We start from the raw sequence: 14,311 nt of genomic DNA on the forward strand, positions 1-14,311 counted from the left end.
CAATAAATATACATATTATATATATTCATCATATTTATAATCAATAAAAAAAGAGACCATGGAATAAAACCATAGTCTCATCGATAAATTAATTTTTATTTTAATAGTGTTCCATGTATTGCTTACGTTCCCATTCAGAAACTTGAATCTTGTATGCGTCATATTCAAGGTGCTTAGCAGTCGTGAAGCCCTTGATCAAACGTTCGCCAAGTGCGTTCTTAATAACGTCGTCCTTAGCTAATTCATTCAAAGCATCCTTTAATGTTTCTGGAAGACTTTCGATATCGTTATCAGATCTTTCTTCTGAATCCATCTTGTAGATATTACGGCTAGTTTCAGGCATTGGCTTGATCTTGTTCTTTAATCCATCTAAACCAGCTTCTAGTAGCACTGCAATGAACATGTATGGATTAGCAGTAGGATCACCACTCCGTAGTTCCAAACGAGTCCCCATTCCACGAGAAGCAGGGATCCGAACAAGTGGTGAACGGTTTGAAGCAGACCATGCAATGTAAACAGGAGCTTCATAACCAGGTACTAAACGCTTGTATGAGTTAACGGTTGGATCACCAATTGCAGCAATGGCCTTGGCATGCTTCAATAATCCACCCAAGAAGTAATAAGCAGTTTCTGATAATTCTAATTCACCATTTTTGTCAAAGAAGGTGTTACCATCTTCGTTAAATAATGACATGTTCATATGCATCCCTGAACCATTAATTCCACTAAGTGGCTTTGGCATAAAGGTTGCATATAAACCATGCTTCTTAGCAATCGTCTTAACCACGATCTTAAAGTTTTGGATATTATCTGCAGTTTCTAACGCATTTGCGTATTTGAAATCAACTTCATGTTGACCTGGAGCAACTTCGTGATGGGCAGCTTCAACATCAAAGCCCATCTTTTCCAATGTAAGCACAATTTCACGACGACAATCTTCACCTTGATCCATTGGAGCACGGTCAAAGTAACTACCTGAATCATTCAGCTTTGTAGTAGGATTGCCATTTTCATCCATCTTGAACAAGAAGAATTCTGGTTCTGGTCCAATGTTAAATGATGAAAAACCAGCCTTTTTCATGTCTGATAAGACCCGAACAAGGTTATTTCTAGGGTCCCCTTCAAAGTATTCTCCGTTTGGCTTTCTAACTGAACAAATCACTCCAGCAATCTTGCCATGTTCTTCACTCCATGGGAATGTCATCCAAGTAGAAAGGTCTGGGAATAGGTACATATCACTTTCTTCAATTCTAACGAATCCTTCAATTGAAGAACCATCGAACATAATCTTATCATCCAATAATTCATCTAATTGACTAATTGGTAATTCGACGTTCTTAACAGTTCCGAATAGGTCGGTAAACATTAATCTTAAAAAGTTAACGTTATCTTCCTTAACCATTCGTCTGATGTCATCTTTTGTGTAATCATGCTTAGTTGCCATAAATAAATCGCTCCTCACGTTGGAAATCAATTTTTACATCGGATTGTTAAAAGGGTTACCATTATCAGCTAGTCCACCGAGATTTAAAAACTCCTTATGCAATAAACGCCTTGCTTCATCATCTGAAATCGACTTCGATAATGATTCTTGTTCCTGCTTGCGTTTAGCCTCTCGTTTGGCAAAGACCGCTTGAATATCCGCAATGTTAAACCCTTCTCCTAAGAAGTCCTTAATCTCCAAGATTCGATCGATATCATTTAGAGAATACATGCGACGGTTCCCCTCGTTACGCTTGGGTAATACCAATCCCTGTTCCTCATAATATCTAATTTGTCTTGCAGTCAAGTCGGTTAATTTCATTACAGTTCCAATCGGCAATACCGATAATGAACGGCGTAGTTCTTTTTCGCTCATAACGTTTCCCTCCAACATCTATAATCATATCATCTTTTTTCCATCCGTCAAGGATTTATGTTACTTTTTATAACATCAGAATCCGTTTTATTTATTTAACCACGTTTGAACGGTTTCTTCAACCATTTTTAATGTCGTCGGGTGTTGTAATAAGTTAAACCACTTAACATTCATTTTATTCCGAAACCAGGTTAGTTGTCGTTTGGCATAGTGTCTTGAATCCTGTTTTATTTTAGCAACTGCGACGTCTCGTTCAATGGCTCCACTTAAGTATGGATACAGTTCTCGATAACCAATCCCCTTTCCAGCAGGTAAATCAGTTCCACCTTGTGATAATAGCCACTGGGCTTCATCGAGCAATCCGTCTTGTAACATCAAATCAACGCGTTGGTTAATCCGCTCATAGACTAACGCACGTTCTGCATTCAATCCAATCAAAAGCGAGTCATATTGATTCGATGCCAATTGGGGTTGTTCAGAGAATCGGTGCCCCGTCTTTTGGTAAACCTCTAATGCCCGAATTACCCTGCGAACGTTGTTAACTGGAATTTGCGTTGCAGCAACGGGATCAACTTGCTTTAAACGTTGCCACATTGCGTAGTTACCGATCGACTGCGCCTGGGCTTTTAACTCAGTTCTGAGCTTTCGATCGGATTCATCATCGCCCCCCAAAGCAAGGTTATCCAAGAGGGCCTGCAAATAAAAGCCAGTCCCACCAACAATAATTGGTAACCGCCCCCGTGCGCTAATGTCATCGATCCAATGGGTCGCATCTGCAATAAAATCAGCAGCTGAGTAGCGTTCGTTAACATCTTTGATATCGATTAAATGATGGATAACACCATTCATTTCCTGAGGCGTCACCTTAGCCGTTCCAATATCTAAATGACGATAAACCTGCATCGAATCTCCTGAAATAATCTCGCCATTGAATTGCTTTGCTAATTGAATGGATAATGCTGTTTTACCAACCGCAGTTGGCCCTACGATTCCTAATACCTTTTGCAATTAAATATCCCCTTGAATTTTTTTGCGCATTTGCAACGCTAACCGCGGATCATCAGTGATCAATCCGTGATAGTGACGATGCAAACAAAATGCGATTTCGAACTTTTGGTTGACGGTCCACGGTCTGAAGTAACGATGAAAACTAAAAATGGGGTGGGCCATCAATATCCTAACTTCTGGATGAAAATTATGAATTAATTTTTGTTTAAATAGATGCCGCATCGAACGGTAATGATAAATCATCAGTCCCGCAGTTTCGACCTGCGGAGCTAGTCGAGCCATCTGCTCCGTAGTCGCCAGGTTAAAGCTAGAGTAAATCAAACTAAAATCATAATCATGGGTCGCAAAGTAGTTAGCAACCATTGACTCAATCCCTTGATAATGAATATGATCAGTTTTAATTTCTAGGTTCAAGGCCCCCGTAAAATGATTTTGCACCAAGCATTGGACCATTTCATCCAATGTCGGAATCCTCTGCTTGCCTAATTTCGGATGGGTTTGATTAGCATTTAGCTGTTTTAATTCTGCCAAAGTAAAGTCCTTAACTAAACCATGCCCATTAGTGGTTCTTTGAACATTCTCATCATGAATAATAACTAACTGCCGATCCTTTGTTAAATGAACATCAGTTTCAATTCCATCTACGCCCATTTGAATCGCCATTTCAAATGCTACCAAGGTGTTTTCTGGTGCATCATGTTTAGCGCCACGGTGTGCAAAAATCATTGTTTTCATAATTAACAGCATCCTTTGCCTTAAATATTAAAATTCTTATCCATCATACTGGATAAATTACTATAAATAAAGCATAATATAATTGAAAGTAAATCTAAAGAGGAGGCTTTACTATGCGCAATTTCAGTAAAGGATTTTTAGCTGGCGTATTCGCAACTGTCGGTTGTGTTGCAGGTGCAATGTTTTCATTCAAAAAAGCAGTCGTTGATCCAATCGAAGATCAAGAAGCTAAGTATGAAGAAAACAGAAAGCGTTCATTAAGAAAGAGCCGTTCTGCACACCAAGGCTAAATCAATAATAACTAAAAAAAGAGGTGCTTATATTAAACTAAGCATCTCTTTTTTTAGTCTTGCCATTCCAATTTCGATAACCATTTTTTAAGACGTAGATCTGACGATACCCCTTTTTATGCAAAAGTAGTGCCGCGCGTGTACTAATGGTTTGCCCTTGATCATATAAAATGACTGGTAAATCAGGCCGAATATCGCCATAAAATTGACGAATGGTAGAATACGGAATACTCCGTGCTCCCAAGATATGGCCAGCGTTAAAATCACGTTTTTCACGCAGATCAACAATTTGGGCGCGTCGTTTTAACGCGTTAAATTGGGTTTCATCAATTACATTTGCGACTTGTTTTAGTCGGTAACGATTGATGAGAAACCATGCCCCCCAAACGGCTAAAATAACAATAAGCGTAATGAAAAATGTTAAGCCTGACAAAATTTAATCAGTCCCCTCATGCAAAAAATTATTTGCTACTTCCAAATGCCTTTTCAGCTAATTCGGCAGCTCCCATTACCCCTGCGTCGTTCCCTAATTGGGCTAAACGAATGCGAGTAGAGTCACGAACTGGCTTAAATGCATTTTCTTGGAAGTATCTAGTCGTTGGTTGTAAGAGGGTATTTCCAGCGTTAGAAACCCCTCCACCAATCACGATACTTCCTGGGTTAAAGATGTTTCCGATGTTTCCTAATGCAAGTCCTAAGTATGAACAAACTTGATCTACGACTTGGTTAGCTAAAATGTCACCATTATCTGCTAAGTAGAAAATGATCTTAGAAGTAATTTCTTCGCGGGCATCTTCTAATTCCTTTAACCGAGAAGTCCCAGTAAAGTTAGCAGCTAAGTCCTTGGCAACGTGAACGATCCCAGTAGCAGAAGCGTATTGTTCTAGACAACCACGCTTTCCACAAGTACATAGGTAACCGTTTTGAACTACGGTAATGTGACCAATTTCACCAGCAGCACCGTTGATTCCGTGAACTAATTCACCATCAACGATAACTCCACCACCGACTCCGGTTCCTAAGGTAACGAAGACAACATCGCTTTCCTTACTTCCGGCCCCGCGCCATGATTCACCTAATGATGCAGCGTTGGCATCGTTATCAGCAACGAATGGAAGGCCAACACCCTTTTCAATTTGTTCCTTAATTGGTTGTGGAGTGGTCCAATTGAGGTTATATGCCCCTGTAACAGTTCCCTTTTCACGGTTTACAGTTCCTGGGGTCCCCATTCCAATTCCAATGAAATCACTTTTAACGTGGTTAGCATTATCCATGGTTTCATTGATTGACTTAATAATATTTGGAACGATGTGACTACCATTTTCACTAACGTCAGTATCAATTTTCCACTTGTCCAAAATTTGACCGTCAGTAGTTAAAAAAGCCATCTTGGTAGTAGTCCCACCTAAGTCAATTCCAATTAATTTATTTGCTGCCATTACTAAATTCCTCCTAAATCGTGTTTCCGCGCTTCTTTTCGTTCTTCAATCCTATGTTCATGATTCAGAACTAATTTTGCGTTGATAAAAGATTTGTCAGAAATAACGTGAGCCTCGTGTAAATGATCCAATTCGAGGGCCATTACTTCGATATCCCACAGTCGTTTTCCAACATAAACATAAATTCCAAATTGTTTTAGTAATTGTTGAACATCATACAACGTTTTCATTGTCCCACATCCTAAAGTAAAATGCACTAATAATTTAGTACTTTCCAACATATCCGACATAGAATAAGGCTACTGCGATGATAACTAGTGTGATTGTAGCTAAAATCTGCTTAGGTAATGAAATAAAGCGCTTTCTTGGTAGCCCAACAAAATAGGCGGATAGGAACCCACCTACTAAACCACCAATGTGCCCTGCGATATCGATGCTGGATGAAAAAAGATTAAATCCTAAGTTCAACAAAATAAAGAAAATAAATGATCTCGTCATTTGCTTAATATATGGATTTTCCCAAAAGACTTCTCCAATCATCAAAAAGGAGCCGAACAATCCAAAGATCGCAGTACTAGCCCCTGCGGACAGCCCATCATTAAATGCAAAACTAGCTAAATTACCAACAATTCCTGAGATAAAGAAAATCAAAGCGAACCGAGTGTGGCCAAATAACGTTTCTAGTTGAGTTCCCATATAGTATAACGTAATTCCGTTAAATAAAATATGGGTAATGCTCAGGTGAATAAAGATCGGGGTTACTAATCGCCAGAGCTGACCATCAATAATCAACGGATTATATTTAGCCCCGAAGCGAACTAGATTAGCAACATCGGCAGTTCCACCATCCAGACTCATCACTATGAACACCAATCCCATTATCCCTAATAGTGTATAGGTAACGAACGGTTTCGAATTGATTTGTGCTCCCCTATTTTTCAAAAATGCACCCCATTAGCTAATAATTGTTTTTACCCTTATATCATACTTGTTTACGTCCCAATTGGGAACCGCACACAATTGAGCAGGTAAAGCTAAGCTAATCGTATTGCCTAAATAATCAGCCAAGTAACGATCGTAAAATCCGCCCCCAAAGCCAAGTCGGTCGTGGGTCTGGGTGGCAAACGAGAGCCCTGGTACAATGATCAGGTCAATCAAATGCTTTTCGATCACCAGTCCATTCGTTGGTTCCATAATCCCGAACTTCGTTTTAAACAGTTTTGTCGTGGCATCATAAGTAACAAATTCCATTTGAAAGTCGGGTAGCGTGCGCGGTACTACGACGCGTTTACCAGCCTTTAAAGCTTGTGCAATGATTGGAGCGGTATCAAGCTCAATCGCAGAACTAAGCGTAATTGCGACTGTCTTAGCAGATTGCCAATCTGGATGCGTAAATAGCTGTTGATATAAATTTTGATCTACATGCTGTGTGTTTTTTAAAGCCGCTATAATTTGATTTCTAAGTGCTTTTTTATTCATTTTAATTATCCTAGATAATAAAAAAGGTTTGGGTTAACCCCCAAGCCTTATTTTGTTTCACGGTGTAAAGTAACTTTACGGTCACGTGGACAATACTTCTTTAGTTCTAGACGATCGGGGTTGTTCCGACGGTTCTTGCTAGATAAGTAGTTACGTTCGTGACATTCAGTACATTCTAAGGTAATGTGTACGCGCATTATTATCCCCCCAAACATTAATTAGTTTTTTAATTGAGTTTAACAACTATTGACTAAATCATTCTATCATTTTTTCAGTCATTTTGCTAGTAATTTCAAAAAGATTGTTAAGGAAAATTACTTAACAGTTAATTTGCATTGCTCAATGTCGAAGTTGATTGGACATATTTCCAGTAAGCAGCGTAAATTTCCTTCGCCAAATTAGTGTTATTGTCTTCTGCATCGGTTGGCAAGTTCGGAATTGCTAGGGCCACCACCACTTGTGGATCTGATGAAGGGGCATACGAACCTAAACTCAGTGTAACCGTTTCGTTACCGTGTTTACCACCATAGTAAGTTTGCGCAGTCCCCGTCTTAGCTGATACGGATGGCTTGATCGTATTTAAGTTAATTCCAGTCTTGTACTCATTAGTCCCATGGACAACATCATAGAATCCATCGGTAACGACCTTCTTTTGGGCCTGCGTCATGTTAATTTCGTTCAAGACCTTTGGTTCGAATGAATACTTAACACGTCCTAGCTTACCACTCGCAGTCGTTCCTCGAATCGATTGGACGATATGAGGTTGTAGACGATAGCCACCATTTGCGATCGTCGAAATATATTGTGCAATCTGTAAAGTAGTGTATGCATCATAGTTCCCAAATGAAAGGTCTAAGGCATGCCCGATATTAGCAGCGCCACCTAGCCCTTGAATTCCGGCTGATTCTCCAGGAATATCAATTCCCGTTTTCACACCGAGACCAAATTGATTAAAGTAACCACGCATCGTATTAAAGACGTCTGGGTTCATGGTCAACGGACCACCTTCGACATACTTAAAGTGGCCTTCCTTCATGGCTAATTGCATCATATAGGAGTTAGATGAAACTTCCAAAGCGGTCGAAGCATCGATATTCATGTTCGCTTCACCATTTTTATTAAACCAAGAAGTCTTCTTAGTTCCACCAGTGATAATTGGTTTTTCAGTCAAAATATCGTTCGTCGGTGTAATCACACCATCCATCAACGCTCCTGACACGGTTGCTCCCTTTACCACGGACCCCATAACGATGGAGTTATTAATCGCCCCTAGTTCATTGGAAGTGACCTTACCAGTCTTTGGATCGCGATTGACACCGGCCATCCCGATGATCGCACCTGTATGGGGATTCATTACCACGGCATAAGCACCAGTTGAATCACCAACACTACCACTTTCAGCATCGCGCACTAAACTTTGCAATTTGTTTTGGAACTTATTATTGATGGTCAACTGCAGGTTATCACCCTTTTGTCCACCATACTTTTTAATTTCCTTGGTCACACTAGTGCCCCTTGTTACTTCCACTTGGGTCTGGGCCTTCGTTCCCATTAACGTTGGTTCATACAACTGTTCCAAATAACTTTGTCCAACGCTATCATTTCTAGAGTATCCTTCAGAAAGCAATTCATTGATCCGATCACTAGGCAAACCGACCTTTTCAGATGACACCGTTCCGATGATACTTTGAATGGCACTGCCCTGTGGATATTCACGTGACCAGCTCGTCCCAATTTGAATCCCAGGCATTTCGGAGATGTGCTCGCCGACTTCAGCTACTTCCTTGTTACTTACGTTATTGGTCTTAATGTAAGTCGTTGAGAGTTGATAAGCCCCGTTCATCTTGGTATAAATCGTTGCTGGATTTTCCATTTTACTATTTAAATCAACGTTTTTTAAAACGTAGTCGACTTCTTTTTCAGTCAAATTATCAGTCGTGTAATTACCATTGAGCTTATTTTTAACGTTTTCAGCGTTAGTAGGATTGGCAATATAGTAATTCGCCATTTGCCGTTTGGTTAAGGTATCGGTCGGTACGGTAATGTATTGACTTAATGCATTTGCAATTTCATACATTTTAGATGGTAAAACATTGATCCCCTTAGTGTATGTAATCGCGCGGTGTGTATTATTACCAACTAATAACTGTCCCGTCGAATCATAAATCATCCCCCGTTGGACATTATCAGTTTTGATCGTCGTATCTGAACGATTAACTTCAGCCTTGTATTGATTCCCATCGATCACTTGCAAATACGCTAATTTACCAATTAACGCAGCAAACAAGATTCCAACGATTACGAATATAAAATTCAATCGGAATGAAATCTTGGATTCACCATCTTTTTTATGGTGACTAAAAAGGCCCTTAAAAAAATTATTCAAAACAATTAAATCCCCTTACGCATTTCATAATTATTCCTATAATGATATTTTATTTACTTCTGATTGATTGTACAATAAAATTATTGCTTTTTTAACTTATTTTATATTTGAGGTGCGAAATTTAATGAAACGCTTTTGTAAAACTTATTGGTTCTTATTTCTCAGTTTTTTAATTCCATTTGTTATTATGGCATGTTACTTCGCTTATCGCAACATGGCGCCATTTGGTGACCAAAGTATTTTAACTGTCGATATGGGCCAACAATACGTCGATTTTTATGCCTATTTTAAGCACGCCATCATCTCAGACCCGACCAGCATCTTTTATTCATTCTCTAAAGCTCTCGGGGGTGAAATGGTCGGTTTATGGGCTTATTACTTAACTAGTCCCATTAACTTAATCTTATTATTGTTCCCGTTAAAAAACCTCTCAAGCGGCATTTTATTGGTCACCTTAATCAAATACGGACTGGCAGGACTGAGCTTTGGTTATCTCGTTTTCAAAAAAACCGCTACTTCAAAGATTTTAATCCCAGGTTGGGCAACCGTATACGCACTGAACGGCTGGATCATCGCTAACCAACTTAACTTAATCTGGTTAGACGCAATGTATATGTTGCCATTGATCGTCTTAGGAATTGAACTACTCATCGATGAACAAAAGTGGAAAACATACCTATTTAGTTTAGCAGCAATGCTCATCATTAACTACTATATGGCCTACATGATCTGTATTTTTTCAATCTTGTATTTTGCATACTATTCAATAACCAAATGGCATTCAAAACGCCAATTTATTGGCAATACAATTCGGTATGCAATCAGTTCCTTACTTGCGGGAGGACTGGCCGCCTGTTTATTAATGCCGACTTTTGCGGCCCTGTTAATCAGTAAGGCGAGTTACACGGTCACCAAATTCAAATGGCAGTTTGAATACGCTCCACTCAAGATGCTAGCTAAGTTCTTTAACGGCGCATTTAACTTTAAACAGATGCCGAACGGAACGCCGAACGTCTTTGTCGGTAGCGTTGCCATTATCGGATTCGTTTCATTTTTCTTTATCAATCGATTCAAACTTCGCCAAAGAATCGCTGCTGGACTGATCACTGGGTTTTTAGTTATCTCGATGATGTTCCAGCCACTCGATTTGTTCTGGCATGCAATGCAATTCCCAATCTGGTATCCATACCGCTTTTCATTTATCTTTTGTTTTTGGTTGGTCTGGATCGCTTGTCAAGCGCTTAATCAAATCGACTTCCTTCGCGAATGGGCCAAAGTAGTGGTAATTGCAATCATTGCTAGTGGGATCCTTTACATTACGTTCAATTTTAAGACCTTCAATAATTTCTTAACGGTAGAAAACGTTTCCATCGGGATTATCCTGATGATTGCAGCCACCCTATTGATATTTTGGGTGCGCAACAATAATTACTTTCCAGTCGCTATCATTATCCTAATCTGCGGAGAAATGGGTTATAACGTCTTTAGTTCATTGAACAATATTTCATACGTTACCAATTCCAATTACGTTGATTACACCAGCAACTTAAAACGGCCGGTCGATCAAATCAAGGATAATGACGATTCATTTTACCGTATCGGCAAGACATTTTACCGAACTAAGGATGATCCATTCGAGGTCAGCTATAATGGTGGTGACCATTTCTCCTCTACTTTCGAACGGGCCACGCCCCAGTTCATGGAAAACATTGGTCAACCAGATGGGGATGGCTTTACCGAATATTCGAACGGAACCGTGCTATCAGATTCACTGCTCTCAATGAAATATTGGCTCAATGCCGATAATCCTAGCTCTGATCAATATTTACAGCCACTTACGACTAGACCAGACTTGAATCGTTACCACCTTTTGCGAACTAGGGATCACGTGCAAACGTACGAAAACCAAGAAGCCCTCCCGATCGCTTTTGCAAGTAACAAACAGGTCTTCCAAAGTAATCTAGCGACTGATCCGACCCGTTATCAATCAAATATCATAAATAATATGATGGGTAACGATACCAATGATCGCCTATTTACAGCCATCAATTTTGATAGTTCAATCTTTAGAAACGTTCCACACCAATCCAATTTGACAGGGACGTTTATTCAAAAACAAGATCTATTAAAACCAGCCAGCATGATGCTGACGTTTACACCAAAGACTAATGACTCGTACTACCTAACGTTCGGCAGTTCAATCAACTTCGGTAGTTCTCAAGATAGCCAAAACGTGAAGGTCTATCGCAATGGATTGGTTTTAAATCAATACCCTACTTTTCGTAATACCGTGATTGCAAACGTAGCCTCAAATGACAAGGGTAAACCGATCACGATCAATATTGAATTATTGAAAACGAATTTATTATTGCAAAACTTTACGCTCTACCAATTCAACAACCAAGCCTTCGAAAAACAAGTAAATCAATTAAAACAACACGCCGCCAAGATTACCGCATTTAACAGCCGCATGTTCAAGGGGCAGATCGAGATCACAAAGAATCAACAAGCCCTAACAACAACGATTCCTTATTCGAAGGGCTGGCGATTGCTAGTGAACGGCAAACCACATCCAATTAAGAAGTGGTCGAATATGTTCATTGGGGCCCAGCTCAAACCAGGGAAGTATGATTTCGAACTATCATATTGGCCACCATTACTCACTCCAGGATTGATCATATCAGCCGTCTCTCTGATTATCATCGGTGGATTAATAATCATCAAACGCAAACCAAAAGCATAAAAAAAACGAGTTCAGCAAACTGAACTCGTTTTTTTTACGCTTATCTAAGCATTACTCAACCTTAGTGATCTTAACGGTCATATCACCAGCAGGAATTTTAATGGTCACAACATCATTGACCCGATTGCCTAATAGGGCCTTTGCAATTGGCGAATCGTTAGAAATCTTTCCTTCCAGTGGATCTGATTCAGCAGCTCCCACGATTTGGTAAGTTTCTGCATCACCATCTGGTTGTTCAACAAAGGTAACCTTTTTCCCAACGTTCACGATGTCAGAATCAGTATCTGCATTATCAACCACTTCTGAATATTGAAGCATGTGTTCAATGGTCGAAATACGCCCCTCTAGCATACTTTGTTCATTCTTAGCGGATTCGTATTCGGAGTTTTCTGATAAATCACCATAACTCCGTGCAATCTTAATTCTTTCAATAATTTGGGGCCGTTGATTCAAGCGAAGATCGTCTAATTCCTTTTCGAGGTTCGCTTTCCCCTCAGCAGTCATTGGAAATTTTTCATCAGCTGGCATTTAAATCATCCTTTCAAGTTTAATTAAATTGATGTGTCAATGTTATTTTCAACACGATGATCACCGTGTTGAATTAAAATGGACTTAATTTTAGTGGTTAATAAATCAATTGCCACTTCGTTCTTTCCACCTTCAGGAATAATGATATCTGCATTCCGTTTAGTTGGTTCGATAAATTCATGATACATTGGACGAACCGTATCCAAATATTGCTGGATTACTTCATCCACCGTCCGTCCTCGTTCTTGGGTATCACGTCTAATTCTTCTGATCAGTCGAATATCATCATCAGTATCAACGAACACCTTGATGTCCATTAGGTCACGAAGTCTTTTATCATCCAAAACTAAAATTCCCTCTAAGATGATAACATCCATTGGGTCTTGATGCACAGTTTCGGTACTTCTTGTTAAATGGGTGTAATCATAGACTGGCTTTTCAATGGATTTATAATCCAGTAGTTGATTGATTTGTTCAATCAATAAATCAGTATCAAAAGCTAATGGATGGTCATAATTGGTTAATTCACGCTGTGCCATCGTTTTATGTGATTGATCCTTATAATAAGCATCTTGTTGTAAAATCATTAGCGAATTGCCTAGTAAGTGGTTAAAAATGGCCCGACTAACAGTTGTCTTACCACTTCCGGAACCACCCGTAACCCCAATTACAACCGGCCGTTTTCTTTTTTCTGTCATAATTATAAATCTCCCCTAGTCATCTTGCTTCGTCGTGTCTTTACTAATGCTTTTTAGTGAACTGATCTGATTTTGAGAATAAAAGACGCGCTTATTGCTCTGATCATTTAAATAATACAAATAACCCTTTGATTGTTCCTTGGGATTTAATGCAGCAAGGATAAAGTTTAAACTGGGGTTGTTGACCGGACCTGGTCCGAACCCAGTGTAAATCGAAAGGTTATATGCTGATTTTACCAGATAATCGCTTTTGGTCAATTTATGCAAATAATTATTCGAAGCATATGCTACCGCAATTGAAGAATTCAAAGGTAATCCAGCATTGATTTTATTATATAAAACTCCAGCAATAATTGCACCGTTTTTAGTATTAACATTTTCCCCCTGTACTAGTGAGGCAATCGTCAATAGCTGTTGAACGGTTAAATTCTTTTTCTTGATTTGATTATAGTATGGTTTTAATTCCGCATCGGACTTAGCAACCATCTGGGTAACTAATTGCTTCAAATTACTGGTGCCATTCGCACTATAAGTAGCAGGGTATAAATACCCTTCTAATTGATAGCGTAAATCCTTACTCTTAGTCTGTGAAGCTAGCAGTTTTGGATAACGTTTAGCAAGTTCCTTAACAAAGCTTTTATCATTGACTAAACTAAGGAATTCGTTACGACTGTAATTAGTTCGTTGGGCCACCGTATCGGCAATCGTCGATATATTGTCACCCTCTTTGATCACTACCTTACCACGTAAAGCCCGAATGGATTCAGCGGAGCCACCCTTTTTCAAAAGGCTCGCAATCTGGTGCAAGCTCATTGAGGGTGAAAATTCATAGTACCCAGAACGAAAATTATTAATATTATGGGCTTTTACATAATAATTAAATACGATCCCGCTTTTCACGATCCCTTGATCTTGCAAAATCGAACCAATTTTTTTATCCGAGGCCCCCATTGGAATATTGACCTCAGTTGTTTGGTGATTGTTCGGATTCAAAGGCTTTAAAGATGTTTTAATGTAATTATGCCCTAAAAATACAATGAATATGAATAAAATGATTAAAATCGAAACGATCCAAAGAATGATCTTTTTACCAAACTTAGCAACTTCCTGCGGATCTTGATCAGAATCAGAATGATGTTCGCTCAAT

General features: G+C 39.3%; 16 protein-coding genes. 2 read left to right on the top strand and 14 right to left on the bottom strand.

The genetic code is table 11. From position 1 onward, the window contains the following. Positions 1-100: 100 nt before the first annotated feature. The 4 genes from glnA to ACSYTE_RS04925 all read right to left on the bottom strand — a co-directional run bounded on the left by glnA (position 101) and on the right by ACSYTE_RS04925 (position 3,601). Positions 101-1,444 carry a type I glutamate--ammonia ligase gene (gene glnA, locus ACSYTE_RS04910; protein WP_491716348.1) on the bottom strand — a complete coding sequence of 448 codons (1,344 nt, stop codon included), beginning with the start codon at positions 1,442-1,444 and terminating at the stop codon, positions 101-103. A gap of 33 nt (positions 1,445-1,477) precedes the next feature. Beyond that, positions 1,478-1,858, bottom strand: coding sequence for a MerR family transcriptional regulator (locus tag ACSYTE_RS04915; protein WP_491716349.1), 381 nt, complete (start codon positions 1,856-1,858; stop codon positions 1,478-1,480). A gap of 87 nt (positions 1,859-1,945) precedes the next feature. Beyond that, positions 1,946-2,866 carry a tRNA (adenosine(37)-N6)-dimethylallyltransferase MiaA gene (gene miaA, locus ACSYTE_RS04920; RefSeq protein ID WP_491716350.1) on the bottom strand — a complete coding sequence of 307 codons (921 nt, stop codon included), beginning with the start codon at positions 2,864-2,866 and terminating at the stop codon, positions 1,946-1,948. Then, positions 2,867-3,601 carry a glycerophosphodiester phosphodiesterase family protein gene (locus ACSYTE_RS04925; RefSeq protein WP_491716351.1) on the bottom strand — a complete coding sequence of 245 codons (735 nt, stop codon included), beginning with the start codon at positions 3,599-3,601 and terminating at the stop codon, positions 2,867-2,869. Positions 3,602-3,714: 113 nt separating this feature from the next. Here ACSYTE_RS04925 and ACSYTE_RS04930 point away from each other — a divergent pair, with 113 nt between their 5' ends. Then, the gene (locus tag ACSYTE_RS04930; protein ID WP_491716352.1) at positions 3,715-3,891 is read left to right on the top strand and encodes a DUF3042 family protein; all 177 of its coding nucleotides are present in this window, start codon (positions 3,715-3,717) and stop codon (positions 3,889-3,891) included. Positions 3,892-3,928: 37 nt separating this feature from the next. On the opposite strand, the gene ACSYTE_RS04935 is transcribed toward ACSYTE_RS04930, so the two are convergent. The 7 genes from ACSYTE_RS04935 to ACSYTE_RS04965 all read right to left on the bottom strand — a co-directional run bounded on the left by ACSYTE_RS04935 (position 3,929) and on the right by ACSYTE_RS04965 (position 9,195). Next, entirely contained in the window at positions 3,929-4,324 is a 396-nt protein-coding gene (locus ACSYTE_RS04935; RefSeq protein WP_491716353.1) for a rhodanese-like domain-containing protein, read from the bottom strand. A gap of 28 nt (positions 4,325-4,352) precedes the next feature. Then, complete coding sequence (locus tag ACSYTE_RS04940; protein ID WP_491716354.1) at positions 4,353-5,330, bottom strand: ROK family glucokinase; 978 nt, start codon at positions 5,328-5,330, stop codon at positions 4,353-4,355. Positions 5,331-5,332: 2 nt separating this feature from the next. Next, entirely contained in the window at positions 5,333-5,560 is a 228-nt protein-coding gene (locus ACSYTE_RS04945; protein ID WP_491716355.1) for a YqgQ family protein, read from the bottom strand. Between the two features lie 34 nt (positions 5,561-5,594). After that, complete coding sequence (locus tag ACSYTE_RS04950; protein WP_491717299.1) at positions 5,595-6,209, bottom strand: rhomboid family intramembrane serine protease; 615 nt, start codon at positions 6,207-6,209, stop codon at positions 5,595-5,597. A 75-nt stretch (positions 6,210-6,284) separates the two neighbouring features. Continuing rightward, complete coding sequence (locus tag ACSYTE_RS04955; protein WP_491716356.1) at positions 6,285-6,809, bottom strand: 5-formyltetrahydrofolate cyclo-ligase; 525 nt, start codon at positions 6,807-6,809, stop codon at positions 6,285-6,287. Positions 6,810-6,856: 47 nt separating this feature from the next. Continuing rightward, complete coding sequence (gene rpmG / locus ACSYTE_RS04960; protein ID WP_219054531.1) at positions 6,857-7,006, bottom strand: 50S ribosomal protein L33; 150 nt, start codon at positions 7,004-7,006, stop codon at positions 6,857-6,859. Positions 7,007-7,134: 128 nt separating this feature from the next. Beyond that, positions 7,135-9,195 (bottom strand): peptidoglycan D,D-transpeptidase FtsI family protein, encoded by a 2,061-nt coding sequence (locus ACSYTE_RS04965; RefSeq protein WP_491716357.1) that lies wholly within the window; start codon positions 9,193-9,195, stop codon positions 7,135-7,137. A gap of 124 nt (positions 9,196-9,319) precedes the next feature. Here ACSYTE_RS04965 and ACSYTE_RS04970 point away from each other — a divergent pair, with 124 nt between their 5' ends. Then, complete coding sequence (locus ACSYTE_RS04970) at positions 9,320-11,938, top strand: YfhO family protein (RefSeq protein ID WP_491716358.1); 2,619 nt, start codon at positions 9,320-9,322, stop codon at positions 11,936-11,938. 51 nt (positions 11,939-11,989) lie between these two features. On the opposite strand, the gene greA is transcribed toward ACSYTE_RS04970, so the two are convergent. The 3 genes from greA to mltG are packed head-to-tail and all read right to left on the bottom strand — an operon-like array spanning position 11,990 to position 14,310. Then, positions 11,990-12,466 (bottom strand): transcription elongation factor GreA, encoded by a 477-nt coding sequence (gene greA / locus ACSYTE_RS04975; RefSeq protein ID WP_491716359.1) that lies wholly within the window; start codon positions 12,464-12,466, stop codon positions 11,990-11,992. A 23-nt stretch (positions 12,467-12,489) separates the two neighbouring features. Beyond that, positions 12,490-13,164, bottom strand: a complete 675-nt coding sequence (gene udk / locus ACSYTE_RS04980; protein ID WP_491716360.1) for a uridine kinase — start codon at positions 13,162-13,164, stop codon at positions 12,490-12,492. A gap of 15 nt (positions 13,165-13,179) precedes the next feature. Next, positions 13,180-14,310 (bottom strand): endolytic transglycosylase MltG, encoded by a 1,131-nt coding sequence (gene mltG, locus ACSYTE_RS04985; RefSeq protein WP_491716361.1) that lies wholly within the window; start codon positions 14,308-14,310, stop codon positions 13,180-13,182. Position 14,311: the final 1 nt, after the last annotated feature.

Source organism: Nicoliella sp. ESL1120 (genome assembly GCF_058508515.1).